Annotated in this window: 23 protein-coding genes and 2 pseudogenes; 10 read left to right on the forward strand and 15 right to left on the reverse strand. The window is 58.2% G+C overall.

Features of this window, described 5'->3' with window-relative positions:
* Nucleotides 1-25: 25 nt before the first annotated feature.
* From JSY17_RS26065 to JSY17_RS15770, 4 genes and pseudogenes are all read left to right on the forward strand, one after another.
* Nucleotides 26-244, forward strand: a pseudogene (locus JSY17_RS26065) (hypothetical protein); the annotation flags it as partial.
* Complete coding sequence (locus tag JSY17_RS15760; protein WP_117165264.1) at nucleotides 241-1890, forward strand: BatD family protein; 1650 nt, start codon at nucleotides 241-243, stop codon at nucleotides 1888-1890. The pseudogene JSY17_RS26065 and the gene JSY17_RS15760, both read left to right, overlap by 4 nt.
* Before the next feature lie 92 nt (nucleotides 1891-1982).
* Entirely contained in the window at nucleotides 1983-3227 is a 1245-nt protein-coding gene (locus JSY17_RS15765) for an exonuclease SbcCD subunit D (protein WP_117186174.1), read from the forward strand.
* Nucleotides 3224-6868: an AAA family ATPase gene (locus JSY17_RS15770; protein WP_206402387.1), complete on the forward strand. Its 3645-nt coding sequence runs from the start codon at nucleotides 3224-3226 to the stop codon at nucleotides 6866-6868. The genes JSY17_RS15765 and JSY17_RS15770 overlap by 4 nt, the downstream gene beginning before the upstream one ends.
* Here JSY17_RS15770 and JSY17_RS15775 read toward each other — a convergent pair whose 3' ends face one another.
* The 13 genes and pseudogenes from JSY17_RS15775 to JSY17_RS15830 all read right to left on the reverse strand — a co-directional run bounded on the left by JSY17_RS15775 (nucleotide 6869) and on the right by JSY17_RS15830 (nucleotide 17030).
* Complete coding sequence (locus tag JSY17_RS15775) at nucleotides 6869-7582, reverse strand: hypothetical protein (protein WP_206402385.1); 714 nt, start codon at nucleotides 7580-7582, stop codon at nucleotides 6869-6871.
* Between the two features lie 125 nt (nucleotides 7583-7707).
* The gene (locus JSY17_RS15780; RefSeq protein WP_117165259.1) at nucleotides 7708-7887 is read right to left on the reverse strand and encodes a hypothetical protein; all 180 of its coding nucleotides are present in this window, start codon (nucleotides 7885-7887) and stop codon (nucleotides 7708-7710) included.
* Nucleotides 7888-8166: 279 nt separating this feature from the next.
* Nucleotides 8167-8349 carry a hypothetical protein gene (locus tag JSY17_RS15785; RefSeq protein ID WP_117183688.1) on the reverse strand — a complete coding sequence of 61 codons (183 nt, stop codon included), beginning with the start codon at nucleotides 8347-8349 and terminating at the stop codon, nucleotides 8167-8169.
* Between the two features lie 184 nt (nucleotides 8350-8533).
* Nucleotides 8534-9706 carry a lactonase family protein gene (locus JSY17_RS15790; RefSeq protein WP_206402384.1) on the reverse strand — a complete coding sequence of 391 codons (1173 nt, stop codon included), beginning with the start codon at nucleotides 9704-9706 and terminating at the stop codon, nucleotides 8534-8536.
* Between the two features lie 93 nt (nucleotides 9707-9799).
* Nucleotides 9800-10084 (reverse strand): DUF5629 family protein, encoded by a 285-nt coding sequence (locus JSY17_RS15795; RefSeq protein ID WP_117186170.1) that lies wholly within the window; start codon nucleotides 10082-10084, stop codon nucleotides 9800-9802.
* A gap of 174 nt (nucleotides 10085-10258) precedes the next feature.
* On the reverse strand, nucleotides 10259-10795 hold the full coding sequence (locus tag JSY17_RS15800; RefSeq protein WP_206402382.1) for a hypothetical protein: 537 nt from the start codon (nucleotides 10793-10795) through the stop codon (nucleotides 10259-10261).
* A gap of 230 nt (nucleotides 10796-11025) precedes the next feature.
* Complete coding sequence (locus JSY17_RS26070) at nucleotides 11026-11889, reverse strand: methyl-accepting chemotaxis protein (RefSeq protein WP_404823374.1); 864 nt, start codon at nucleotides 11887-11889, stop codon at nucleotides 11026-11028.
* Nucleotides 11884-12702, reverse strand: a pseudogene (locus JSY17_RS26075) (MCP four helix bundle domain-containing protein); the annotation flags it as partial. The gene JSY17_RS26070 and the pseudogene JSY17_RS26075, both read right to left, overlap by 6 nt.
* A gap of 101 nt (nucleotides 12703-12803) precedes the next feature.
* Nucleotides 12804-14096, reverse strand: a complete 1293-nt coding sequence (locus JSY17_RS15810) for an NTP/NDP exchange transporter (RefSeq protein ID WP_404823372.1) — start codon at nucleotides 14094-14096, stop codon at nucleotides 12804-12806.
* 51 nt (nucleotides 14097-14147) lie between these two features.
* Nucleotides 14148-14606 carry an SRPBCC family protein gene (locus tag JSY17_RS15815; RefSeq protein ID WP_122370200.1) on the reverse strand — a complete coding sequence of 153 codons (459 nt, stop codon included), beginning with the start codon at nucleotides 14604-14606 and terminating at the stop codon, nucleotides 14148-14150.
* Nucleotides 14607-14798: 192 nt separating this feature from the next.
* Nucleotides 14799-15278, reverse strand: a complete 480-nt coding sequence (locus JSY17_RS15820) for a DUF6882 domain-containing protein (protein ID WP_206402380.1) — start codon at nucleotides 15276-15278, stop codon at nucleotides 14799-14801.
* Between the two features lie 183 nt (nucleotides 15279-15461).
* Entirely contained in the window at nucleotides 15462-15998 is a 537-nt protein-coding gene (locus JSY17_RS15825; protein WP_206402378.1) for a BRO-N domain-containing protein, read from the reverse strand.
* 354 nt (nucleotides 15999-16352) lie between these two features.
* A complete protein-coding gene (locus tag JSY17_RS15830; protein ID WP_206402376.1) occupies nucleotides 16353-17030 on the reverse strand; it encodes an RraA family protein in 678 nt (225 codons plus the stop codon).
* A gap of 231 nt (nucleotides 17031-17261) precedes the next feature.
* Here JSY17_RS15830 and JSY17_RS15835 point away from each other — a divergent pair, with 231 nt between their 5' ends.
* From JSY17_RS15835 to JSY17_RS15845, 3 genes are all read left to right on the forward strand, one after another.
* Nucleotides 17262-18239, forward strand: coding sequence for a hydroxyacid dehydrogenase (locus JSY17_RS15835; RefSeq protein ID WP_206402374.1), 978 nt, complete (start codon nucleotides 17262-17264; stop codon nucleotides 18237-18239).
* Between the two features lie 81 nt (nucleotides 18240-18320).
* Nucleotides 18321-19652: an MFS transporter gene (locus JSY17_RS15840; RefSeq protein WP_200999242.1), complete on the forward strand. Its 1332-nt coding sequence runs from the start codon at nucleotides 18321-18323 to the stop codon at nucleotides 19650-19652.
* 191 nt (nucleotides 19653-19843) lie between these two features.
* Entirely contained in the window at nucleotides 19844-20617 is a 774-nt protein-coding gene (locus JSY17_RS15845) for an amidohydrolase family protein (RefSeq protein WP_232849482.1), read from the forward strand.
* Here JSY17_RS15845 and JSY17_RS15850 read toward each other — a convergent pair.
* Entirely contained in the window at nucleotides 20600-21328 is a 729-nt protein-coding gene (locus JSY17_RS15850; protein ID WP_122370212.1) for an IclR family transcriptional regulator, read from the reverse strand. The genes JSY17_RS15845 and JSY17_RS15850 overlap by 18 nt on opposite strands.
* A 264-nt stretch (nucleotides 21329-21592) precedes the next feature.
* On the opposite strand from JSY17_RS15850, the gene JSY17_RS15855 reads away from it, so the two are divergent.
* Both JSY17_RS15855 and JSY17_RS15860 read left to right on the forward strand, forming a co-directional pair.
* Nucleotides 21593-22513 carry an SMP-30/gluconolactonase/LRE family protein gene (locus JSY17_RS15855; protein ID WP_206402371.1) on the forward strand — a complete coding sequence of 307 codons (921 nt, stop codon included), beginning with the start codon at nucleotides 21593-21595 and terminating at the stop codon, nucleotides 22511-22513.
* A 49-nt stretch (nucleotides 22514-22562) separates the two neighbouring features.
* Nucleotides 22563-23912, forward strand: coding sequence for an MFS transporter (locus tag JSY17_RS15860; protein WP_206402370.1), 1350 nt, complete (start codon nucleotides 22563-22565; stop codon nucleotides 23910-23912).
* A 40-nt stretch (nucleotides 23913-23952) separates the two neighbouring features.
* On the opposite strand, the gene JSY17_RS15865 is transcribed toward JSY17_RS15860, so the two are convergent.
* Entirely contained in the window at nucleotides 23953-24363 is a 411-nt protein-coding gene (locus JSY17_RS15865) for a DoxX family protein (protein WP_206402368.1), read from the reverse strand.
* A 141-nt stretch (nucleotides 24364-24504) separates the two neighbouring features.
* On the opposite strand from JSY17_RS15865, the gene JSY17_RS15870 reads away from it, so the two are divergent.
* The gene (locus JSY17_RS15870; RefSeq protein WP_200979077.1) at nucleotides 24505-24831 is read left to right on the forward strand and encodes a winged helix-turn-helix transcriptional regulator; all 327 of its coding nucleotides are present in this window, start codon (nucleotides 24505-24507) and stop codon (nucleotides 24829-24831) included.
* Nucleotides 24832-24911: the final 80 nt, after the last annotated feature.

The raw sequence follows: 24911 nt of genomic DNA on the forward strand, positions 1-24911 counted from the left end.
TCAATCCGAGGAAGACGGCAGCACCGACAGCCAGCCCCCCGAATCGGCAGGCAACGACAATACAGGCTCGACGCAAGACGATGAACAGACCACTCGCCCACCTATCCAGCCGGCCGAGAGCCAGCTCACTGTCGAACGACGTCAGGCGCTGGATCAATGGCTGAGGCAGATCCCGGACGATCCCGGCGAGCTGCTGCGGCGCAAGTTTCGCTACGAACAGCAACATCAGGAAAAGACCCGATGAGTCGTGTGTACCCCCTTTTGACCGGCCTGTTCCTGGGGCTGGTCGTCTTGTCGTCACAGGCAGCGGAACTGATCGCCAAGGTCGATCGCACGCGCCTCAATTCCGGCGAGACCGTGGAACTGACTCTGGAAACCACCGATGTCACGCTGTTCGGCAAACCTGACCTGAGCGCCCTGGACGCAAACTTCGATGTGCGCGGCACCCGCCAGATCAACCGGCTGACCACGCTCGATGGCGGCAACCAGGCCACCACCCGCTGGATCATCACCCTGCTGCCCCGCCAGTCGGGCATTGTGGTGATTCCTTCGCTGCAACTGGGCGAACTGAAAAGCCAGCCGGTAAGCCTGCAGGTCATGCAAAGCGATAGCCGGGAGAAAGGCAGCCAGTTGGCGCCGATTTTCATCGAGGCCAGCCTGGATCAGGAAAGCGTCTATGTGCAGGCTCAGGCGGTACTGACCCTGCGCATCTATCACTCGGTATCGCTGTTCGACGACAGCAGCCTGAGCCCCTTGCAGATTGCCGAGGCGCGGGTCGACAAGCTCGGTGACTCACGCACCTATGAAAAGCTGATCAATGGCGTACGCCATGGTGTGATCGAAACGCGCTATGCGATCTACCCCCAGCAGAGCGGCACCCTGGAAGTCCCGGCGCTGGTCTTCAGTGCCACGCTGGTGCAGACCGGCTCACAGAATCAGGAAGCCAGTCCTTTCGGGCCGCAGCCGGGCCGGCTGATGCGGGTCAGTTCCGCCAGGATGCCACTGAACGTCAAACCCAAGCCTGCCGACTACCCGGCCGATGTCCCTTGGCTGCCGGCACGCAGCGTGACGCTGGAAGAAAGCTGGAACCCCGAACCGGGCAACAGCCAGGTGGGCGACTCCCTGACCCGTACCATCATTCTCAAGGCCGAAGGCCTGTCCGGCTCGCAATTGCCGCCCTTGCCCGCCACCCAGGTAGCGGGCCTGAGGCATTACCCGGATCAACCGCAACTGGGCAATCTGATCAGCGAGCGCGGCCTGATCGGCACCCGCGAAGAACGTGAAGCGCTGGTGCCCAATCGTCCGGGTGCCATCGACCTGCCCACCGTGGACGTGACCTGGTGGAACACCCGCGAAGATCATCTGGAACACAGCAGCCTGCCTGCGCGAACCCTGCAGATCAACAATAATCCGGGGCTGGCGGTGGACACCCCGGTCAATAACGAACAGGGCGGCCTGACGGTCATGGGGCCGCCGGTCTGGCCATGGCAACTGAGTACCGTGCTGTTCGCCCTGACCACCCTGCTGAGCCTGATCCTCTGGTGGCGGGCACGTGGCCAGCCAGCGGTGACCCGCACGGTGCAGACCGGCCCGAGCCCGCGCACCGTACTGGACGATCTCAAGCGTGCGTGTACCGCCAACGATCCCCATGCAACCCGTCAGGCACTCGATGCCTGGGCACGTCAGCAGCCCGAAACCCTGGCCGACATGGCCGCCCGTTTCGTGCCGCTGTCCGATGCGCTGGATGGCTTGAACGGTGCGCTGTACAGCGAAACCGGCAAGTTCTGGATGGGCGAAGATCTGTGGCGCGCCATCCGTACCCTGCCCGCAGCCGAGCGGATCCAGGACCCGACGGGCGATGCAGGCTTGCCGCCGCTTTATCCGAAGTGAGATGTTGATAGCCCTCCCGTGGGAGGGGGCTTGCCCGCGACAGGGCCGGAAAACCAATACATCTGCCAAAAATACCGCTTACAGGTCAATCAATGCGTCTGTTTCACACCTCCGACTGGCATCTGGGTCAGAACCTCCACGGCCAGGAGCGGGACTTCGAACACGCCAGCTTTCTGAACTGGCTGCTGGCCCGTCTGGCCGAGCGCCAACCCGATGTGCTGCTGATCGCCGGCGACATCTTCGATACGGTCAACCCGCCGGTCAAAGCCCAGGAGCGTCTGTACGACTTTATCGTCAACGCCCATGAGCAACAGCCGCTGCTGACCATCGTCATGATTGCCGGCAACCACGATTCGGGCTCACGCATCGAACTGCCTGCTCCGCTGATGCGCCGCCTGCGCACTCACGCGCTGGGGCGGGTGTTGTGGCTGGATGACGGTTCGCTGGATGCAGAGCGTCTGCTGCTGCCGTTGCCGGATGCGAAAGGCGACATCAAGGCATGGTGCCTGGCCTTGCCGTTTCTGCGCCCGGCCGAAGTCACGGGCGCGACCCTGGGTGACGATTACCTGCGCGGCATTGCCCAGGTCCATGAACTGCTGATCGAGGCTGCCAACGCAAAACGTCAGCCGGGCCAGGCCCTGATCGCTGTCAGCCATGCGCATATGGCCGGTGGTTCGGTGTCCGAAGACTCCGAGCGTAGCCTGATCATCGGCAATGCCGAAGCCCTGCCCGCCAGCCTGTTCGGACCGAGCATCACTTACGTCGCCCTGGGTCATTTGCACAAGCCCCAGCGGGTCAATGGCGAAGATCGCATTCGCTACAGCGGCTCGCCCATTCCGTTGTCATTCTCGGAAATCGACTACAAGCACCAGATTCTGGAAATCAACTGCGACGGCGAGCAACTGGTCAGTGTCGAGCCACGTCTGATCCCCCGTGCCGTCAACCTGCAACGCCTCGGCCCCGCCCCGCTGGCCGAACTGCTGCTGAAACTCAAGGACCTGCCGGACATCGATCTGCTGGCCGATATCGACCGCCAGCCCTGGCTGGAAGTACGCGTGCGTCTGGACGAGCCGCAACCGGATCTGCGCAACCAGATAGAAACCGCCCTGCAAGGCAAGGCCGTGCGTCTGGTACGTATCGGAGCCGAATATGCCGGTCATGGCAGCCGCAACGGCGATGATGAGGAGTCGACCCTGATCGAACTGGGCCAGCTCACACCGCAGGAACTGTTCAGCCGTGCCTGGGAGGAAAACTTCGGCAACGCAGTGGACGAACAGACCCTCACCGATTTCGCCACGCTGCTGCGTGAAGTTCAGCAGGAGAGCGAACAGCCATGAAAATCCTCGCCATTCGCCTGAAAAACCTGGCTTCGCTGGCCGGGCCGTTCGAACTGGACTTCACCGCCGAGCCGCTGGCCAGTGCCGGTCTGTTCGCCATTACCGGCCCTACCGGCGCAGGCAAGAGCACCTTGCTCGATGCCCTGTGTCTGGCACTGTTCGGAGCGATTCCGCGACTGAGCAATATCGGTCAGTCCAAAGTCCCGGATGTTGAAGGTGAAATCACCACCAGCGACCCGCGCACCCTGTTGCGTCGTGGCACAGGCAGCGGCTATGCCGAAGTGGATTTTGTCGGCATCGACCAGCGTCGTTACCGTGCCCGCTGGGAAACCAATCGCGCCCGTGACAACGCGGCGAAAAAACTGCAGGCCAGCCGCCAGACCCTCACCGATCTGGACAGCGAACAAATCCTCAGCAACCAGAGCAAGCGCGAGTTCGAGCAACTGATCGAACAGCGCCTGGGCCTCAATTTCGAGCAGTTCACCCGCGCCGTGATGCTCGCCCAAAGCGAGTTCAGTGCCTTCCTCAAGGCCGATGACAAGGAACGCAGCGAACTGCTGGAAAAGCTGACCAACACCGCCATCTACAGTCAGCTCGGACGCCGCGCCTACAGCAAGAGCAAGGAAGCCGAAGAGGCGCTCAAGGCCCTCAACGCCCAGGCGGGCAATATCACCCCACTGGAGCCTGAGCAGCGCGCCGAACTCGAACAGAACCTCAGCGAAGCCCAGCAACAGCACAAGGCCCATCAGGCCCGGTTGCGGCAACTGGAGCTCAAGCAGCAATGGCTGACCGAGCTGCATCGTCTGCGCGATGAACAGTCGAGCGCCAGCGAAAGCCTGAACAGCGCGCAACAGGATTGGGATAACCAGCAAGGCCAGCGCCAGACCCTCGGTCAACTGGAGCGTCTGGGCCCGCAACGCCATCTTTTTGCCCGCCGTATCGCCCTCAATGCCCAGCTCACTCCGCTGGCCGAGCGCATTGGTCAGCACCAAGCCCGGGAAACCACGCTCCAGGCTCAACAGCAGCAACTGGAAAGTGCCCGCAGCAGCGCGCATGCCAGGCTGCTCGAAGCCCAGCAGCAACAGAACGATGCCAAACCGCTGCTGCAACGGGCCTTTGAAAGCCAGAACACCCTGAACCATCTGACTCAGGAACTGGCCAGGATCGTCGCGCTCCAGCAACAGGCAGACCAGAGTTGCGCTCAGGGCCAGAGTCAGCTGGACACTTTACGCGCTCAGCAGCAACAGGTCGCCGAGCGACTGGAACGTATCGCCCTGCAACTGGAACACAGCACCGAACTAGCACCGCTGGCACAAGCCTGGAGCGCCTGGCGCGACCGGCTCAAATCCCTGACGCTGACTGCCAATCGCCTGAAACACGGGCAAGACGAGCTGCCCGCTCTGCAACAGCGTGCCGCCGATGCCGATCAGCAATTGCACCAGCAGCGCAACGAGCTGGAAGTGCTGTACCGAGAGGCCGATTGCGAAGCAGAAGCGGTCACCGAGCAGACCCAGCTTCTGGGCAGCCTGTTGCAGGACAACCGCAAGCAGCAGCGCGCCTTCGAGGAACTGGCCCGTCTGTGGGCCAGCCAGCAGGAGATCGACAAACAGCTGCTGGCACTCGCACAGCAGCAACACGACGCCCAGCAGGAACGCGAAAAGCTCAATGCCGAAGGCATTCAGACCCGGGACGATCTGAAAGTTGCCGAGCAGACCCTGAGCGTCACTCAGCAATTGCTGGAGCGTCAGCGTCTGGCCCGCAGCGCCAGCGTCGAAGAACTGCGCGAGCAGTTGCAGGACGACCAGCCCTGCCCGGTGTGCGGCAGCGTCGAACACCCCTGGCATCAGCCCGAAGCACTGCTGCAAAGCCTGACCCGCCACGATGAAACCGAACAGGCCGGCGCCCAGAAAGCAGTGGATGAGTTAAAGGAAAAGTACAACCAGTTGCGCGAGCAGGTGGGCGGCGTCATTGCTCGCCAGAAAGAACTTATCCGCCAGCAGGAAAGACTCGCCCTCCAGCAGCAGGAACTCGACCCGGATCTGCAGGCTCACCCTCTTGGCGCACAACTGCTGGATCGTGATGCCGCACAACGCGACGGCTGGCTGAAGCAGCAACTCAACCAGTTGAACGAAGTCATCAGCCGTGACGAACAGCGGCAGAATGCATTGCTGAGCCTGCAAAAAGACGCTGCGCGCCTGCAACAGCAAGTCCAGGCTGCTCATGAAGCCAGCCAGACCGCCGCACGTCATGTCACGGACCAGATCAAGCAACTGGAAGCGGATCGCGAGCGCCTTGAAGAAGAACTGACAGCGCTTGCCACACTGGTCTCGCCCGAGCTGCTGGACAGCCTGCGCAACGACGCTTCGGCCACCGTCATGCAGCTTGAGCAACGCGTGACCCAGCGTCTGGACCAGCTCGAACAGCAAGGCGAAGAGCAAGAAGAACAGCGCGAACGCCAGCAGCGCATCGAAAAGGAACAGGATGCGCAACAGAACCGGGTTCAGCGTCAGACAGAACTGACCGAGCAGGTTCAGACCCTGAGTCAGCAGCAACAGGCCAGCCAGCAGGTATTGAGCGAACTGCTGGGCTCACACGCCGATGCCCAACAGTGGCAGCAAGCGCTGGAACAGGCGGTCGAACAGGCCAGACACGCCGAAAACTCGGCGGGCCAGACATTGCAGGATGTTCACAATCAACGGGTTCAGCTCGGTGCCGAACTCAAGGCCGATCAACAGCAGTTGCAGGCTCTGGAGCAGGAGTCCGGGCAACTCGACGGCCAGATCGGCGAATGGCGCAGCAGCCATCCTGAAGTGGATGATGCTGCGCTTGAAGACCTGCTGACTTACGACGACGCACGCATCGATCAATTGCGTCAGCAACTGAGTCGCAGCGAAAAGGCGCTGGAACAGGCCAGAGTGCTGCTGCAGGAACGCGAACAGCGCCTGCAACAACACCAGGCGCAGCACAGCGATATCACCGATAACGAACAACTGAGCGCCGCCCTGCTCCAGGTTCAGAGCGAATGTGAAGTCAGCGAACAACACTGCGCCGACCTGCGCGCCCGGCTGAGCGAAGACGAACAGCGGCGTAATGCCAATAGCGAACTGCAGGAACGGATTGCCCGGGCCACCGGTGAGTATCAACGCTGGGGCCGTCTGGCGGCACTGATCGGTTCGGCCGAAGGCGACAAGTTCCGCAAGATTGCCCAGGCCTACAACCTCGACCTGCTGGTGCATCACGCCAACGCCCAGCTCAGGCAACTGGTACGCCGCTATCGCCTCAAGCGCGGCGGCAGCATGCTTGGCCTGCTGGTACTGGATACGGAAATGGGCGACGAACTGCGCTCGGTGCATTCGCTATCGGGCGGCGAAACCTTCCTCGTCTCCCTGGCCCTGGCCTTGGGACTGGCTTCGATGGCGTCGAGCACACTGCGCATCGAATCGCTGTTCATCGACGAAGGCTTCGGCAGCCTGGACCCCGAATCCCTGCAACTGGCCATGGACGCCCTGGATGGCCTGCAAGCCCAGGGACGCAAGGTTGGCGTGATCTCCCACGTCCAGGAAATGCATGAACGGATTCCGGTGCAGATCAAGGTGCGTCGACAGGGGAACGGGTTGAGTACGATAGAGGTTGGGGAGTGACTATTCGCGAAGTGACAACACTTCGGCATATCTATCAATCTTGTTACGCACTTCTTTCGTGATGGACTTCCAGTCCTTCAGGAGGTCATAGGAGAAAAAAGATTGAATGAGCAGCCCTGACTGGTTGTAGAAAGATGTTCTGCACGTGCCGTTTTTTCTGGAAGGGTCGTTTAACCAGACAACCCTGCAGAAAAACTCTGTCGGGGGTGTGGTGTTGTCTGATTCCCGGGCTTGGTAAATAAAATTACGGGAGAAGTCTGTAGAAGACGGGGCGTTTACAGGGTATTCGATCAAGTCCAGGTCTGTGCGCTCGACTGGCGCGTCTGTCTTTTCAAAAGACAACATGCTCTCCATCCGGGCAGGGTTCCCCCGCGCGGAGATCTCTGTCCTGATCATGTGCTGTTCCCCTTTGCCTGCCGGCCCCGTTCTGGGTGGGGTAAAGAGCAAGCCCATGTTGAGGTGCAAGGTCAGCATGTCAGCCTTTGCGGTTTGAATGGTGTCAGCCGTATACACATCGAACACAACATCCGCAGGCACACGAAAAGTCGAGTTTGCGACCTGGATCGTGTTCGGTTGACCCTCGGTAATACCGTGGGCAGCACGGTACTCGGGGGTATTGACCTTGGGAGCTTCCTTGTTGCAGGCGGCAAGAAAGAAGAACAGGGGCAAGAGAGCGAGGCTGCGGCAAGCCCTTGCATAGGCGTCGTGAGTCACAGAAATCCCTTCAGCGTGATGGCTTGGTGATTCTGTATTGAAATCAGGCCGCAGTGCAAAAATCTTCGCGAATGAATTGGCTCCTGCTCTGTCGCAGAAGCGAATTCATTCGCGAACAATCCGAATCACGACGCTCGTTCCTGTGGGGCCGCAGCCACGACCACCGAAGGCGCAGCCGACTCATAAGCACGGGTTTTAAGTTGTGGATGCAGGCTGGTGATGGTCACCACGGCAATGAAAACGACATAAAGCGAAATCGCGATATACGCGCCCTGTCTGATTGAACCGAGAATGGCAGTGGCCATGTTTACAACTCCATAGTGTTTTGCATGGCCGACAGGATCGTCGATATCCGCAGTATTGAGAAACCACGGTTATGCATAGCCACTATGCGTTTTTTTGATGAGTGAAGTATAAAACTTCAACGCATGACCAATAACCAGGCATAAAAAATCCCCCGCTACTCATTAAGTAACGAGGGATCCGGTATAAGCCCAGTCCACAGTAGATGCATGGTCTGCCACGCAATGGGCAGTGGTCGCAAAAACCTGTGTGAGCCTGTGAAAACCTTGGGGAGTCAGTGCTTACTGCGCAGTCTTGTGATCCAGCGCGGCATAGAAGTTGGCACTCTGTTGCAGGTACTTGGGCGTGTAAGTCTGGGTAGCGTGGGCTTTTTTGTCGGTCACTTCAACACTGGCGCTGGCGGGAAGAACAACCGATGCCGAAATAGCCGATGCTGCAATGATGGAAAAGATATTGAAGTTCATGTCGTCAACCCTCGGTGGTCTTTTATATATGCACGCTTGGATTCAAGTGGTGGCCGCTGTGGCCTTGACTCAAACTTACGCCCGAGGCTGCTCATTCAAAAATCTTTTATGCCACTAACGCATATCATCTGGATTAATAGTTGCTCAAGCCCGCGCAAACCGCAGGCTTGAGCCTTGGCGACGATCAATCGTCGGTCAGGAAATGCAGATCCGAAGGTGAATCGAAATCGACTTTCTGCACCGTTTCACCCAGCATTCCGGTTTGAGGATCACGGCGAACCGTGACGATCTGGTTGCTCTTCTGGTTGGCGATCAGCATGAACTGACCACTGGGATCGAAGCTGAATTCCCGTGGTTCCGTACCTTCCACTGAACGACGTTGCAGCTCCTCAAGCTTGCCGGTGGTCGGGTCGATCCGAAAAACCAGCAACTGATTGGCCTCGCCACGGTTGGCGACATAAAGAAAGCGGCCATCGGGCGACGCATGCAGACCACCGGCACCATTGCGCTGCTGCACGCCCTGGTTTTTCAGATCGACCAGTTGAGTCTGTTTGAACTCGCCATCCAGGTAATCGAACACCGCGACCTGAGCCGACATTTCCAGCACCAGCCAGGCATGCTTGCCCTCGCGGCTGAACAGGATATGCCGAGGCCCGCTACCGCCTGGCAACTGCACCGAAGGCGTACTGGCTGGCTGCAGGGGCCTGGCCTGACTGGCGTCGTAGCTGTACACGAACAACTTGTCGGCTCCCAGATCGGCAGCAACCACGTACTTGCCCTCAGGCGTCGGTACCGCCGCATGCACATGGGAAGACATCTGCCGCTCCGGATTCACCTGACTGGCAACATTCGGCCCGGCCGATTGCACGACGTCCTGAAGCTTGCCGTCCCTGCCAACCGGCAATACCGCCAGAGATCCGCCAGGATCGGGCTGCACGGCATAGTTGGAAACGAACAGATAACGCCCATCAGGGCTCAGGCTCGAATGAGTCGGTTCGTCGCCCCTGCTCTTGACCTGATTGAGCGGCGTCACCTGATGAGTCTTGGGTGCGATGGCAAAACTGCTGACCTTGCCTACCACATCGCTCTGCCCCGGACCGTTCTCGTTGACCGCATACAAGTAACGCCCGTCTTTGGACAGGGTCAGCCAGGAAGGGTTTTCAGCACGAATCACCTGACGCGGGGCGGGATCGATCTTGCCGGTCTGGCTGTTGAAGCCGAAACGGTAGATGCCTTCACTCTTGCCCTGGGTGTAAGACCCCACCAGCAAATCGGTATCGGACATGGTTTGAGCCTGTACAGGGAAAATGCTGATTGCACTGGCAAGCGCCAGCCACGGCAAAAATGCAGGAGTCATGGGGGCATTCCTTTTCTTGTTGAAATTATGGGTGCCGTCTTCACGACAGTCAGGGGTATGACAGGCTATCGCTCATGGAGTTTTGCGCAAGGCTCAATCCAGCTCGCCTTCATCCTCATCGTTCGGGGTGAATGCATCGAGGCAGACGATCCGGTGATCGGCATTGCCATCATTGATGACCCAGCTTTGCAGGCTTTCATCGAAGACCGCGGCCTGAATCTGCGCCTGGCTGAAACGCCATACCTTGCGCTCGCGGCCATCCATGCACTCGATATTCAGGTCATCGGCCAGAGAGAATTCCCAGGCGTGAAGCCCGTCGATTTCCAGCATTGTGGAAGCTTGCAGAGCGGCGAGCAGGGTGGTGGGTGCGGTTGTCATGAGAATGCATCAGCCTTTGTTAAAAGGCGAATGATAGGACAAAAGGGGCCCCAGGCCGAAATTAAACCGTCAACTTATCGGAAGACTGCAAGACCTTTATCAGGCCCCTGCTCTTGCCTTGAAGAGACACATGATGTGCGCTGTCAGCATGGTCCTGTTCGATCTTTCTACTACTTACTTGACGGGCTTGATCACCCCGTTATCAATCGCAGCCACCTTGTTCATGGGCACTTTGATTTTCTGTCCGGGCGAAGTGATGCTGTCTAGAATGGCCAGCCCGGTCTGATAGTCGACCACTGCAAGCGAACCCTGCTGAGGCACCTGGGTTCCGCAGAAGTCAGCCGGTATTACAAGTTCAGTGCCTTCCGGGACTCGAGAGAATACAGTCTCCGTATCAAGTCCCAGCTCATACGAATAACTGTTGTACCATTTATCTCCAGTCCAGAAAATAAGATCCTGCTTGTCTGACGGTGCTGCTTTCAGGGAATAGGCATCCCAAGGCTCATGACCGTTGACGGCAATAATATTATCAACAGAAATCGTATAAACCTTTCCTTTATAAGCCTTATCCAATATACCAATAGTTCTTTTCGACACATCGACGGACTTCAGTTCCCCTTCGTATAAAAAACTCACAAGCCCCGACTTCTCCTCAACCCTGAATGTAGAACCCGGTGCAGCCTTTGCAAAACTGTCCATTAGATTTTCCATTGTGCCATCTCCTATGACACCTCCATTCATTTTTACATTAGCAGCACTTCCTCGGGTCACGAACAACATCGAGCGATATGGCTAGAACATTTGAATTTAAAACACCCAATGTAAATTCACAGAATAAAGTTCGGAAAATCCTTTTATTGTTTTATTGAGAAAAATCCATATAAAAACAAGGGGACTTATTCAGATAGTATTTATCCATCCGACATCGGTCCCCCGCACACTCAAAGCCTGAACCGATCCACCGACTGCGAAAGCTGCCCCGCCAGCGCCGACAATTCATCGGTCGTCCCGGCAGTCTGGCCAATGACTCTGCTGTTGCCTTCGGACATGCTGGCAATCATTTCCACCTGATGGGCGATTTCGTTGCTGGCCAGACTTTGTTCGCTGATGGTGCGGCTGATGTCGTTGACCAGTTGGGTCGTGTTCAGTGTGGCATCGAGGATTTCCTTGATAGCGGTTTCGACTTCGGCGGTAACGGCCATGCCCTTGTCGACCTGAGCAACGCCCGTTTCCATGCTGGTGACGGCTTCGCGGGTGTTTTGCTGGATGCGGGCAACCATGCTGGCAATTTCCTGGGTGGAGGCGCTGGTGCGTCCGGCCAGGCTTCTCACTTCGTCGGCCACCACGGCAAAGCCACGCCCCTGCTCGCCGGCACGGGCTGCTTCGATGGCGGCGTTGAGCGCCAGCAGGTTGGTCTGGTCGGCGATGCCCTTGATCACCTGGATGATATTGAAAATGCCCTCGGACTCTTCATCCAGATTGCGGATCACCTGTGCCGACTGCTGCGACGAACGGGCAATGCCTTCCATATCGCTGACCACCTGATGGATCACGCGACCGCCATTTCGCGCCAGTGCTTCAGCCTGGTTGGCCATGTTCAGGGCTCGCTCGGCGTGTCGGGTGATTTCTTCGATGCTGGCGGTCATTTCACTGGCCGCTGCGGACATGGTGCTGGCAGCCGAACTCTGCTGCTGGCTGCTGTCCGCCACTTCATGGCAGCCGCTGCTCAATTGCTGGCTCATACCGGTAACGCCATGAGCATTGCTGCGCACCACCTCGATCATGCTCCGCAAGTCGCGCTGCATGATTGCCAGGCTGCGGATCAACATGCCTGCCTCATCCTGCTGCCGGGGCTCGACAATGGGTTCGCTCAGGTTGCCATGGGCAATGCTTTCGGCAATCCGGCTGGCGGTCAGTAATGGCCCCATGATGCTTCGGATAACCCAGAGTCCTTGCACGATCAGCAATATCAGACTGGCAATCAACACCGCGGCCAGGGTGACGTTGGCGTTGCTGCTGGCTTGCCGGGTTTCTTCGCTGGCCTGTTGCGTGCTGCTTTCAATGGTCTCGCTCAGGCTGGCCATTTCGTCTTCCAACTGGCTGAACGCCTTGTTGAAAACGCCCAGTTCCCGATGCGCACTTTCGGGGTTGTCGAGCGCCAGAGCGACTATTCTTTCGCCAGCGGCAATATAGGTTTCCAGGCTGGGCTTGACCTTGTTCAAGCCCGCCTTGATGACTTCATCCAGCGGCAACTTGAGGTTTTCATCGAGGACTTTACGAAAGAGTGCCGCATGTTCGGCAATGGAACTGCGCACCTCTTCTTTGGTGCTGTCGCTCTGCCCCAGACCCACCAGCATCGCCGAAAGCACATCCGCGCGCAGGGCGTCGTGCATCATGTCGGCCTCAAGATGGTTACGCAGCGCGGTCATGCTGACCTCGTTGTCTTCCATCGCATCGGCCATCCGGGCATTACCCATATAACTGACCAGACTGGTAATCAGGATGGCAATGACGCCGGTCCCCATAAGCAGAAGCAAACGTAGTTTTATAGACACCCTGCCGCCCTCTTGTGGTCCATCAGATCGAGCAAAACGTAGCTCCAGACTGGTTGTCGGCACTTTTATCGGGTTAGTTAAGATTATTTACCGTTTTTTCGCTTCATGGCCTTCCCCAGGTTCGCGCGCCTGTTGATCGCTTCTTCACCTGCAGACAGAAACGGTCAATGCTTCTCCAGCGCCTGCTCACGCCGCCCCAGCAGAAAACCGCACACACCCCAGCACACCGCCAGCACTGCACCGAAGAGCATGGCGGCTGCCGGATGATCGCCCAGCAGGTCGATGGCACGCTTGAGCCAGCCACTGGCCGCATCGCCACCGCGATAGACCACGGTGTCGATGAAGTTCTTGGCCTTGTACTTCTGCTCGGCAGGCACGACGGCGTAGAGCATCTCGCGTCCCGGCCTGACCAGCGCATATTCGCCCACCCGGCGGATGACCATGACCACCACAAATATCGAGAACAGAGGCGCGAACGCCAGCGCCAGGAAGCCCGGCACCATCAACAGCGGCACAGCCACCAGCAACACGCCGACACCAAAGCGCCTGGCAATATGTCCGGTGAGAAAAACCTGAATAATCAGGGACAATGCCTGCACAGTGGCGTCGATCAGGCCGAAGATCCGCGTCTGCTCGGTGCGATCCGGAAAATACTCGGCCACCAGGCGTGCCTGCTCGAAATACAGAAATGTATTGATGCTCGCCAGCATCAACACAAATAGCGTGATGCCCATCAGATAGGGCGAACGAAAGGTCTGAGTAGCACCGGCGAATGGATTGCCGCCCAGGGCCTTGTGTCTGGGTGCCGGTTCATCGGTTTGAGACAGCGGCCGCGCATCCCGCCAGCGATGCAAACCCGTTGCCGCCGCGGCGCAGGCCAGGAGCAGCAAGGCGCTGATGATCAGCAGTCCGGCATGGCCTACCGGTCGCACCAGCAAAGCCCCCAGAACCGGACCGGCCAGACCGCCCACGCTTGCCCCTGCGGCGATCAGCGCAAAGGTCCGCCGGGCCTGTGACGCCACCATCACATCGGTCAGTACGCTCCAGGCCAGGGATATGGCGATCAGGTTGAATACCGACAGCCAGATATAAAAGGCTCGTGCCGCCCAGACGTTGTCCGGCTCCAACCGGAAAACGGCGGCAAACACCAGCAGAATGCAGGCGCAACCCACATAGACCCACAGCGCCAGCACCCGACGCGGCATCCGTGAAGCCAGCCAGCCGAACACCGGCAGCATGACCAGCGTCGCAAGAAAGGTTCCGGTGAACAGCCATTGCAGGTTGTCCACGCCACCGGCAATCCCCATGGTTTCCCGCACGGGCCGCAACATGAAATAGCCGGTAAACAGCGTGAAGAACATCAGCAGGCCGACAATGACCGGCTGCACCTCATCCTGCCCGACATTGAAAAGCCGGGAGACAGTGCGCATCAGCGGCGTAGCGGGCTTGCCCGGCATGGTGGCTCCTGGTGAGGTGAACCGCATACGACCCTTGGAGTAAAGCCTATTTCAATCCCTGGACCGCAAATACTCTGCCATCGCAGCAAAACGCCGACGGGTTTCGTATTCGAACAGGCGGTTGACCAGAGGATCGAGCACTCGCCCCAACCAGCGTGGACGCATCTGGAGACGGAAGGTGTAGATCAGCTCCGAGCGAGAATCATCAAGGTCGCGGTGCTGCATCGATGCGGCCCAGCTCTCGAACCAGCCAGCAGGTTCCACCAGCACGGCAGCCGCAACCCTGCCCGGCTGATAATTCACAAAACGGGTGCGCATGGCAAACATGCGTTTCCAGCCACGCCCCTGATTGAAAGTGATCGCCCCGACATAAGGGTGACTGCCGCCGCCCTCCACTTCAGCCCGCGACAACAAACTGTCCCAACGCATGCGCACGTCGTGATCGTGAAAGGCCTCAAAGACGTCGGCGGCGCTGGCCGGCATGATCATCCTGATTCGGTTTTGCCGCATTTTCTGCTCCTGCATAGAGGCGGCTTGCCGGCGACAGTGTGAAAGTCGCCAGCAAGCTGCCTCCCACCAAGTCATTCAATGACCTTGACTGATCGGCATGATTCTACACAGGCTGTGAATCAGGTGGGGCCGGATTTATCCGGGAAGGCTTGGTTTCTCGCGATAAAGATTAATATTGCTTCACTGCATGAATCAGTGACTGAAGCGCTTCACACTGGTAATGGCCAGAAAGATAATCGGACCATCAGACGAAGATGGGGCTCGGTAACAACCCAAAGCTTTTAAATGATGGATCGCAATAGCCGCCAACTCCCAAGCCATTTCTTCTCCCTCAATTGAAAATGCCTGTTCATCCCCAAAAAGATCGATTCCTGTGATGCCTTGCAATTGTTTCAGCAGGAGCGCTTTTTGACGAAGTTCAGGGGGAACCGTGGAGTTGCCCCAAGCCCATCTCCAACTAGAGCTTTGGGGTGCAAACGAGCCAATGTTCAGTATCTCTGCCTCAATGACCAACCTGTCATGGGCATCGAAAAACTGGACGGTGGCAGACTCTTGGTCCAACCACCAACGCGCCATATCGCCAAGCCCATAAACGCTACTCAGCTCATCTTGCTTGTTGATCAACTCCTTCATGGAGGTTTCAAGCAACACTTCAAATATTTCTTCTGACATTCTTTATCCTTCACTTACAGCACAACATGACCCTGGCATTGAGACTTCGTTTCGCTGGACCGGTCCTGGTTTCCGGATATATGTGGAAGGGGCCATCCTGCTGACAGTTACTGTTTTATCACCTCAGGCCCATCATCGCGGCAATCATGAATAAGCAAATCGCTAGTGTTGCAGCGGCTCCCATCAAGCAAAAAACGACCGACGCCCCAGCAATCGCCGCCACCAAGAGCCGGTCACACCCTCGGGCCGCACCTGAACCAGCTCCGGCAAATCCCGCAATTTCACCCAAAGCTCGCCATGCCATTGCAGCGAACTCAGGGTATTGCCCTGCCAGCGCATCTGGTACAGCAAGGGCTGATCGGCTACCTCTGCATGACGAACATCCAGTGCGGGCAATACTTCCTGGGCGAGCCAGCGGCGCAGTGCGCGGTTTTCCGGGACGTAGTGATGGACGAGCATCGCGAAGACGCCCGATTCGCAGATCATCAGGCATTTTTCCCAATTGCCGTGGGTCAGCAGCCAGACGGTGCGGCGTTGGTCGATATCGAGTTTGAGGGTGGCGCGTTCGTCCAGTTGCTTGCCCATCAGCCGGGCCAGATCCTGCAAGGGAAACCAGACCTGAGCGTCCAGCATCACGGCGCGCAGCATACGGTGATGGCGGATGAAGATGGTGGGTTCGAGGTGGTCGGTGCAGGGTGACGAGGGGTATGGAAGGTCCATTGTGTCAAAGCTCCTTGTGAGAAAAAGAGCTGCCGGACGTCGTCAAACGAATTGGGTGGCAGCTGTGCGAAGGTTGACGAACCGGCCTTCACTCGCGCACACCGGCAGACCCGAAGGTCTCCGACGCACAGCCGCCATGAAGCAACCTCATGCATGAAATGGCATGAGGCAGCATGGAGCGCGATTGCGAGTGCAGGATCAGGTCGTCAAACCCGGCCGCTGATTTTGCAGCGACGCCGCACCTTAAATCCCCGAATCGACACATACAAGCGGCCGGGATTTTCTAGGAAATTTCACTCAAGGGAAAGGGAAGATGCCAGGCGGCAGCTTCCTTTCGGACTGCATAACAACCTATCACTGTGGCAGCAGGCAGCCTTTTTTCTTCAGAGACTCCAGCACCCAGGTACGGTCATTGGTGCCTTGGGCGATGTGCTCCATCTGCTTGTTCTCTGCGGTGTGCTTGGCCACTGCGCGCTCATACACTTCCGCGACCTGGTCATAAGGCACACACAGCAGACCATCGTCATCGCCAATCACCAGGTCGCCCGGCTCAATCACCATGCCATCGATTGCGATCGGCACATTGATCTCGCCCGGGCCATCCTTGTATGGCCCCCGGTGTGAAATCCCCGCCGCAAACATCGGGAAATCACCCTGGCCGATGGCACCGGCATCGCGGATCGCACCATTGATCACGATCCCTGCCACACCACGCTTGACGGCGTAGGCGACCATCATTTCGCCGATCAGCGCATTGGACAGGTCACCACCGGCATCCACGACAATCACGTCGCCTGGCTGGGCAATATCCAGTGCGTAGTGAAGCATGAGGTTGTCCCCCGGACGGGCCTTGACCGTTATCGCCGGACCAGCCAGCACGCCAGCGCGATGCATCGGGCGCAACCTTGCCCCGCCTGCGGTCATGCGGTTCATCGAGTCACTGACGTTAGCGACCGGCACCTCGCGGTAGCGCGAAACCCAGCCTGCATCGACCTTGCGTACGCGCTCCAGAACCCTGAATCCAATGCTCATGTGACATACCCCTGTTATTGATGTTGTTCGATGTCGTCGGTTGTGCGGAAACCAAACAAAACAGAATTGAATTTCATTATTTAAAAAAACAACCCCATTGAACCCCATCCACCTCACCAAAAACAAGAATCAAAATCTTAATATTGAAACAACGTTTCAATATGCTAGTGTTGGGCACAAGCAAAACCTGCTCATCACATCTGAAGCGACCATAACAAGAAGGTGTCTGACATGACCCGAACCATCCTGCTCACCGGCCCCGAACTCGCAGCGGACGCCATGCACCTGGCTGCAAGCCAGGGCATCAGGGTGATCCCTACAACGCCTTATCTCCCCGCCGAGGAACTGGAAGCGATCATCCGCGCCGAGCAGCCCGATGCGATCATCGTGCGTCAGGGTCAACTGACCCGAGCCATGATCGAGGCATCACCCGGACTCAAGGTGATCGCCAAGCATGGCGTGGGTTTCAACACCATCGATATTCAGGCGGCCGCCGCTCTGGGCGTGCCGGTTTGCATTGCAGTGGGTGCCAACGCGCAGTCCGTTGCCGAGCACGCCTTTGCACTCATGTTCAGCGTGGCCCGCCAGACCGCTCTTCTGGACGCACGTATGCGTGACGGGCACTGGGACAAGTCTTCGGCGAATGGTATTGAATTGTCTGGCAAGACCCTTGGCCTGGTAGGACTGGGTTCGATCGGCAGCATCCTGATGGATCTGGTGGCACCGCTGCAGATGAAGGTGAAGGTCTATGACCCCTATCTGCAGCAATTGCCCGAGCGGGCTCATGTAACGCGCGAAGAGGACTTCGATCGCCTCCTGGCCGATAGCGATGTCATCAGCCTGCATTGCCCGCTGACCGACGCCAATTACAACCTGATCGGTGCTGCGCAATTCCAGCGCATGCGCCCTGGCTGCATTCTCATCAATACAGCCCGCGGCGAGCTGATCGATACCCAGGCTCTGGTTGACGCACTGAGCGAACGCAAGATAGCGGGTGCCGGTCTGGACACCTTCAACCCTGAGCCGCCACCTGCCGACAGTCCGCTCTGGGGGCTGCCGACGCTGGTCGCTACCCCGCATGTGGGCGCAAACACCTCCGAGGCGCGGGATCGCGTGGGGCTCGTCGCACTCCGCCAGATCATCGATGTCTGGGAGGGCACGCCTCTGGACCCTCGGTGCGTGGTCAACCGCCACCTGCTCGACCGTTGATCCCATGACCCTGAGCTTCCCTCAAGGGAGGGAAGCTCTGCTCATTGAAACACTCCAGAAAAACAAGAACCGGAGAGTCACATGACATCAACAACCTCAAGCGTCAGCGAACTTGAACGCAGCACCATGCACCGGGTGGCCTGGCGCATATTGCCCTTTCTCATCGTCTGCTACCTGATTGCGATCATTGACCGTGGCAACATCGGCATGGCTTCGCTGCAGATGAATGAAGACCTGGGCCTGACCGCCAAAGTATTCGGTTTTGCCAGCAGTCTGTTTTTCTTTTCCTACTTTCTTCTGGAAGTCCCCAGCAATCTGGCCATGCAAAAGTATGGCGCGCGTATCTGGATAGCCCGGATCATGATTACCTGGGGATTGATTTCCGCAGGGACGGCCTTCGTGCAGGGAGCCAACTCGCTCTACGTGATGCGTTTCCTGCTCGGCGCTGCCGAGGCCGGCTTTTTCCCCGGCGTGCTGCTGTATCTCACCTACTGGCTGCCTTCCGCTTATCGTGCCCGCATGGTTGCCATCTTCATGGTTGCCATTCCCGCCGCCAACTTCATTGGCTCTCCTCTGTCGGGGCTGTTACTGAGCCTGGATGGCTGGATGGGCATGCGCGGCTGGCACTGGCTGTTCATCATCGAAGGCATTCCGGCCGTATTGCTGGGGATCGCCTGCCTGTTCGTCCTGACCGACCGCCCCGAGCAAGCCACTTGGCTCAGTAACGAGCAACGCAACTGGTTGACCCGGCGTCTGGCAGAAGAGGCCTCGAAAAAAACCACCATCGGACACATTTCCTTGTGGAAGCTGCTTCGCCACAAGGATATCTGGGTACTGGCACTGATCTACTCGGGTGCCTCTGCCGCTGGCAGCACCATGAGCGTCTGGGCCCCGCAACTGCTCAAGACCTTTGGCTTGAGTGCCATGGAGATCGGTCTGGTCAACGCCATTCCCTATGGCCTCGCTTCGGTACTGATGATTGTGTGGGGACGCAGTTCCGATCGCACCGGCGAACGTCGCTGGCATACGGCAATGACCATGCTGATGATCGCGGGCGGCCTGCTGCTGACCCTGTTCACTTCATCGCTGGTGGCCACGGTGATCATGCTGAGCCTGGTGCTGATTGGGGCCTACTCGATGAAGGGTCCGTTCTGGGCACTGGTTTCCGGCTGGCTTTCGTCTTCTACTGCCGCGGCGGGGCTCGCAGCAGTAGGCGCACTGGCCAACCTGATCGGCGGCGGCATCATGGTAAATGCCTATGGCGCGATTCATGACGCAACAGACAGCCATGCCCTGGCACTGATGCCCCTGGCGGCGCTGTGCACGCTTGCAGGCGTCATGGTTCTGGTCATCGGCCGCAAGCGTGAACGCGAGCAGGCCGAACAGAGCGAGGCTGCCGTCGCCAAGAGCTGAAACACCACACCGAGCAACGCCTCAATACAACAAAGAGGGTTTATCAGATGGCTTTATCTCGTCGCCGCTTCCTGCAGGCAGGAAGCGCGTTGAGTGCACTCGCGTCCATGGGCGTTCTTGCCAACGTCCCTTTCAGCCGCGGTGACGCCCCACCCAGACACTCTCCACCGGCCGGTAGCGTTGATTGCCACATGCACCTCTATGATGGACGCTACCCTGCCGTCGCCACTGCCAAGCTGCTCCCGGACGACGCCTCACTCGATGACTATCGCCAGTTGCAACGGCGATTGGGCATGTCGAGAATGCTCATCGTGACGCCGTCCACTTACGGCACCGACAATCGCATCCTGCTCGACGGGCTCCTGCGCAGCCAAGGTAACGCGCGCGGGGTAGCCGTTGTGGATCCGTCGATAAGCGCCGAGGAACTGGGCCGCCTGCATGATGCTGGCGTGCGTGGCATACGCTTCAATTTCAGCGTCGGCAATACGTCACTCGATGACCTTGAACAACTCGCCCCTCGAGTGAACGAGCTTGGCTGGAACGTGCAAGTCGCCACCGGACCTCATCTGGTGGAACTGGAGCCACGCCTAGCCAGACTACCGACAAAACTGGTGATCGATCACATGGGGCACGTCCCCCAGCCCGAAGGCGTGAAGTCCGATGCATTCGCCTCACTAACCCGGCTGCTGGACAATGAACGAACCTGGGTCAAGCTCTCCGCTCCCTACCTTCGCTCGCTCTCGGGAGCGCCGCACTATGAAGACTCGGGAAAGGTTGCCAGCGCATTGATCAAGAGAAACGCCGAACGAATGCTGTGGGGCAGCGACTGGCCCCACCCTACGCTGGCTGCGGACCTGAAACCCGACGACGCCGCCATTCTGGACCTGCTGTGGGCCTGGGCTGGCGACGAGCAAAAGCGCACATTGATTCTGCGCGATAACCCCGTATCACTTTACGGATTCTGACTCGACAGCACCGGAGTGACTTGCCGCCTTGCAACCCAGGCTACGCATCAGGTCGCGGGCGGCGTCAAAAAAGACGGCCCTGAAACTCTCGGCAGCCTCTTGCGTCAAGCGGCTTGCAGGTCCTGAAATGACCAGAGCGCCCATCAGTTCCTGCTGGGCGCCATAAATCGGCAGTGCAACAGAGGCGGCATGAGGGTCGGTCGCGCCACAGGAATAAAACGGTTTTTCCAGCGCCATTGCGGTCTGGAAAGAAGCGCGCAACGCCTGGGCTCCGGCAGCCTCATCCATTGGACGCATGTCACCCGGCTGCATATTGAGCCGCAGCCGATGCACAGAATTCACCCGGTACTGACACATGCGGTAGGCACCATGGCGAACGTAAAAGGATACGGTTTCACCGGTCTGCTCGGACAGGTAATGCAGTTTTGGCATTACATGGCCTTCCAGATCGAGCGACTCCTGGTAAACGGCATTGAGCCTCATGACTTCACTGGCCAACTGATAGCGCCCGTCAGCCATTCGCGTGATGAACCCATGATTTTCCAGTGAAACCATCAGGCGCATGATCGTGCTTTTGATAAGCCCCGTACGCTCGACCAACTCGACCAGACTCAGCGCCTTATCGCCAACCTGAAATGCTGTGAGCACCGTCAAGACCCTGTCGGCCGAAGCCACACCATTCACCGCAGGGCGCGGCCGCGCTTTTACCATTACAGACACCTCGACTTGTGGAGCCCATCAGCAGGCTTGACCGGGCATTATCCGACAACGAGGTCATCCTCGCCATCGTTGCAGGCATGCCCCACCACCCGCAGCGCCCGCCTCGCCTGTCGCACAAGCGAAATCAAAAAAATCAGAACAACATTTCAATAAAATTCAATTTTCAAGAATTAAATGTCGATCAACGACATAAAATGCATTATTTTGAAATCAGGTTTTACTTTAACCATAACAATTCAAACCTCAGGAGCGACCATGAGCTTCTTTCCCGCACCCTCCATCGTCGAAACCACTGTTTTCACCCGCTTGCCGAACCATTTCCGCAAACCACGTCGCACCGCGTGGGCGGATGCCAACCGTCAGAGTCGTGAAATCGATTCGTTTCTGGAAGGCCCGTCTTTCGACCGCAACGGCAACCTCTATGTGACCGATATCCCTTATGGCCGGATTTTCAGGATTTCCCCGCAAGGTGAATGGGAGCTGGTATGCGAATACGACGGCTGGCCCAATGGCCTGAAGATCCATCGCGACGGGCGAATCTTCATCACCGATTACAAACGCGGAATCATGGTGCTTGAGCCTCAGAGCGGGCATATCGAGCCACTTCTGGAATCGGCAGGCTCCGAAGGCTTCAAGGGGGTCAACGATCTGGTCTTCGCCCCCAACGGCGACCTGTATTTCACCGATCAGGGCCAGACCGGCCTGCAGGATCCTACCGGGCGAGTCTACAAACTGAGCAGTGACAACAACCTGTCCTGCCTGATCAACACCATCCCCAGCCCGAACGGCATCGTTTTCGACCCACACCTCAATCACCTGCTGATAGCGGTGACCCGCGCCCAGCAGATCTGGCGTATTCCACTGGGCAACGGTTCGATCATTGGCAAGGTCGGGGTCTTCGCTCAATTGCACGGCGGTCTGGGCGGGCCGGATGGTCTGGCGCTGGACAGCGAAAGCAACCTGTACATCGCGCACACCGGTTTCGGCTCGGTATGGAAACTGTCGAAAGTCGGCGAACCGCTGCAACGCATCGTCTCCTGCCAGGGCATCAGCAACACGAACCTGGCCTTTGGCGGTCAGGACAACCGCAACCTTTACATCACCGAGTCGGAGTCGGGCTCGATCCTGCAAGTGACCACAACAACGCCGGGGCTGGCCATGTATTCGCATAGCTGACTCACGCGCCTCACCATGTCTTCAAAACAATTACAAAAGAAGTGACGCCATGACCCAGAACATTCCCGATCCGCTCCCTCCTCTGTCCGATGAAGAAGGCGAGAAACTGCTGCGCCGCGTGATGCTGCGTATCCTACCCTTCATATTCCTGTGCTACGTCATCAGCTACCTGGACCGCACCAACGTCGGTTTTGCCGCCATCAGCATGAACAAGGATCTGGGCCTGACCGCCACCATGTTCGGCTGGGCAGCAGGCCTGTTTTTCTTTGGTTATTTCATTTTCGAGATCCCCAGCAACCTGCTCATGCAACGCTTCGGTGCCCGGGTCTGGATTGCCCGGATCATGATCACCTGGGGCCTGATTTCCATGGCCACAGCCTTCGCCACCGGGCCGATCAGCTTCAGCATCCTGCGCTTTTTGCTGGGCGTGGCAGAAGCCGGCTTCACGCCCGGGGTCTATCTGTATTTCACCTACTGGTTTCCCGGTAAATGGCGTGCCAAGGCTATCGCTGCCTTCCTGCTGGGTATTCCCACCGCCAACATCATCGGTTCGCCATTGTCCGGCTGGCTGATGGAAATGCACGGCATCATGGGGCTGAAAAACTGGCAGTTCCTGCTGATCGCCGAAGCCTTGCCAGCGGTGCTGCTGGGCATTGCCTGCCTGTTCGTGCTGGTGGACACTCCGGCCAAGGCGCGCTGGATGAATGATCGGGAAAAAACCTGGCTGGGCGAGCGCCTCAAGCAAGAGCAGCAGGCCATCGGCTCTTCCCACGGCAACACCTTGCGCAGCGCACTGACCAACCCCAAGGTCTTCACACTGGCCGCGATCAACTTCTGCTGCATCGTCGGTTCTGTCGGCATCGGCCTGTGGATGCCACAGATCATCAAAAGCCTGGGCATGACCAACACCACCGTCGGTCTGGTCACAGCACTGCCTTATGTTCTCGGTGCAATATCCATGACGATCTGGGCACGCCTGGCCAACCGCAGCCAGCAACGCCTGCCCTATGTGGCCGGCGCACTCGCCTTTGCGGCCGTGGCTCTGGTGGGTGCTGCGCTCACTGACGAGCCGATAATGAAAGTCACCTGCCTGGCGTTGACCGTATCCGGCATCCTGTCATTCCAGGCGACCTTCTGGGCCATTCCGTCCACCATCCTGACCGGACGCGCCGCAGCAGGCGGGCTGGCGCTGATCGTCTCCATCGGCAACCTTGGAGGCTTTGCCGGTCCCTTCCTGATCGGCCTGATCAAGGACGCCACCCAGTCCTTCGCCGTCCCGTTCTACGTGGTCGCCTCGATCCTGATGCTCGGCACCTGCCTGATGCTCTGGCTCGGAGACCCGGCACGCCGCAAGGACGCCGACGCCGGGCAGGCCGCTTACGACAGCGGCTCTCGGTAAACGCCTTCCGGCCGGCCCTGCTCAGAGGGCCGGCCCTCCATCAACCAAGAGTTGTTTCAAGAACCGTGGCCGCAGGCGCATAAGGCGACTGCAGGTCACGAACAGCGTTTTGCGTTGAGAAGGAAGCCATCAGAAAAATGAGGCCCAAGGCAGCAGGCAGTGCGCTTTTGGGATTGCGGACACCCAGGTGAGCCATCCCGGACAATATCAGGTGATAGAACATGCCAGCGTAGGCAAGATCACTCAGCGCTACATTGAAATGCCAGAGAATGGCGAGGGGGCCGAGTACCTTGACGACGATCATGAACGGTACAAGCCACGGGGCCGAATATCCCAGCTCCGCCTGGGCCTTTCGCACAAAGTCGCCTTTGGCGATATAAAGACCTGCTGACGTGAAATAAAGCAGCGACAACAATACAGTGCTGATCCAGTAGAGGTAATAAGTGGTCATTTTTTCTCTCTGACTTGAAAGTAAGTTCAATAAGTGGCGAGGATGTCGCCTCACATGAACTTCAACAAGTAGGATGAATTAATGGTGGCTAGTATGGAAAACCAGACTATTGAGGAAACTACAGTCAATATGCATGAAGAAATGCGTCGTGCATTTGCTCTGCTTTCAGGTAAATGGAAACTGGAAATCATGTGGCTGCTCAATCAGCGAATCTATCGCTTTGGTGAGTTGCGCAAAGCCATTCCCGGTATTACTCAGCACATGCTTACAGCACAACTGCGAGAACTGGAGGCCGACGGCCTGGTATCGCGCACCGTATTTGCGGAAGTACCACCGCGCGTCGAATATGAAATCACCCGGAAGGCTCGCGGCCTTGGGCCAACAATGGAAGCGCTCGCTGCCTGGTGGAGCGAATATGGAGCAAGCGTGCCGGTCAAGCCCGCCGCACGCGGGCGCAAGGCCAACTGATATGTCGCGGGTAAGCTCCCTCCCACGAGGTGTTCATCCTGTGAGAGGGTCGCGACAGCTTCATTTCAAACCACGTATCG

This window comes from Pseudomonas capsici, assembly GCF_017165765.1.
Lineage (GTDB): Bacteria > Pseudomonadota > Gammaproteobacteria > Pseudomonadales > Pseudomonadaceae > Aquipseudomonas > Aquipseudomonas capsici.

Bases quoted from the DNA above. Each gene is read 5' to 3' on its own strand.
- JSY17_RS15800 (WP_206402382.1), bottom strand. From the start codon at position 10,795: ATGGAAAATCTAATGGACAGTTTTGCAAAGGCTGCACCGGGTTCTACA.
- JSY17_RS15780 (WP_117165259.1), bottom strand. From the start codon at position 7,887: ATGGCCACTGCCATTCTCGGTTCAATCAGACAGGGCGCGTATATCGCG.
- JSY17_RS15855 (WP_206402371.1), top strand. From the start codon at position 21,593: ATGAGCTTCTTTCCCGCACCCTCCATCGTCGAAACCACTGTTTTCACC.
- JSY17_RS15825 (WP_206402378.1), bottom strand. From the start codon at position 15,998: ATGGACCTTCCATACCCCTCGTCACCCTGCACCGACCACCTCGAACCC.
- JSY17_RS15795 (WP_117186170.1), bottom strand. From the start codon at position 10,084: ATGACAACCGCACCCACCACCCTGCTCGCCGCTCTGCAAGCTTCCACA.
- JSY17_RS15865 (WP_206402368.1), bottom strand. From the start codon at position 24,363: ATGACCACTTATTACCTCTACTGGATCAGCACTGTATTGTTGTCGCTG.
- JSY17_RS15850 (WP_122370212.1), bottom strand. From the start codon at position 21,328: ATGGTAAAAGCGCGGCCGCGCCCTGCGGTGAATGGTGTGGCTTCGGCC.
- JSY17_RS15870 (WP_200979077.1), top strand. From the start codon at position 24,505: ATGCGTCGTGCATTTGCTCTGCTTTCAGGTAAATGGAAACTGGAAATC.
- JSY17_RS15770 (WP_206402387.1), top strand. From the start codon at position 3,224: ATGAAAATCCTCGCCATTCGCCTGAAAAACCTGGCTTCGCTGGCCGGG.
- JSY17_RS15820 (WP_206402380.1), bottom strand. From the start codon at position 15,278: ATGTCAGAAGAAATATTTGAAGTGTTGCTTGAAACCTCCATGAAGGAG.
- JSY17_RS15835 (WP_206402374.1), top strand. From the start codon at position 17,262: ATGACCCGAACCATCCTGCTCACCGGCCCCGAACTCGCAGCGGACGCC.
- JSY17_RS15760 (WP_117165264.1), top strand. From the start codon at position 241: ATGAGTCGTGTGTACCCCCTTTTGACCGGCCTGTTCCTGGGGCTGGTC.
- JSY17_RS15765 (WP_117186174.1), top strand. From the start codon at position 1,983: ATGCGTCTGTTTCACACCTCCGACTGGCATCTGGGTCAGAACCTCCAC.
- JSY17_RS15860 (WP_206402370.1), top strand. From the start codon at position 22,563: ATGACCCAGAACATTCCCGATCCGCTCCCTCCTCTGTCCGATGAAGAA.
- JSY17_RS15785 (WP_117183688.1), bottom strand. From the start codon at position 8,349: ATGAACTTCAATATCTTTTCCATCATTGCAGCATCGGCTATTTCGGCA.
- JSY17_RS15840 (WP_200999242.1), top strand. From the start codon at position 18,321: ATGACATCAACAACCTCAAGCGTCAGCGAACTTGAACGCAGCACCATG.
- JSY17_RS15845 (WP_232849482.1), top strand. From the start codon at position 19,844: ATGCACCTCTATGATGGACGCTACCCTGCCGTCGCCACTGCCAAGCTG.
- JSY17_RS15830 (WP_206402376.1), bottom strand. From the start codon at position 17,030: ATGAGCATTGGATTCAGGGTTCTGGAGCGCGTACGCAAGGTCGATGCA.
- JSY17_RS15790 (WP_206402384.1), bottom strand. From the start codon at position 9,706: ATGACTCCTGCATTTTTGCCGTGGCTGGCGCTTGCCAGTGCAATCAGC.
- JSY17_RS15815 (WP_122370200.1), bottom strand. From the start codon at position 14,606: ATGCGGCAAAACCGAATCAGGATGATCATGCCGGCCAGCGCCGCCGAC.
- JSY17_RS15810 (WP_404823372.1), bottom strand. From the start codon at position 14,096: ATGCCGGGCAAGCCCGCTACGCCGCTGATGCGCACTGTCTCCCGGCTT.
- JSY17_RS26070 (WP_404823374.1), bottom strand. From the start codon at position 11,889: ATGCAGCGCGACTTGCGGAGCATGATCGAGGTGGTGCGCAGCAATGCT.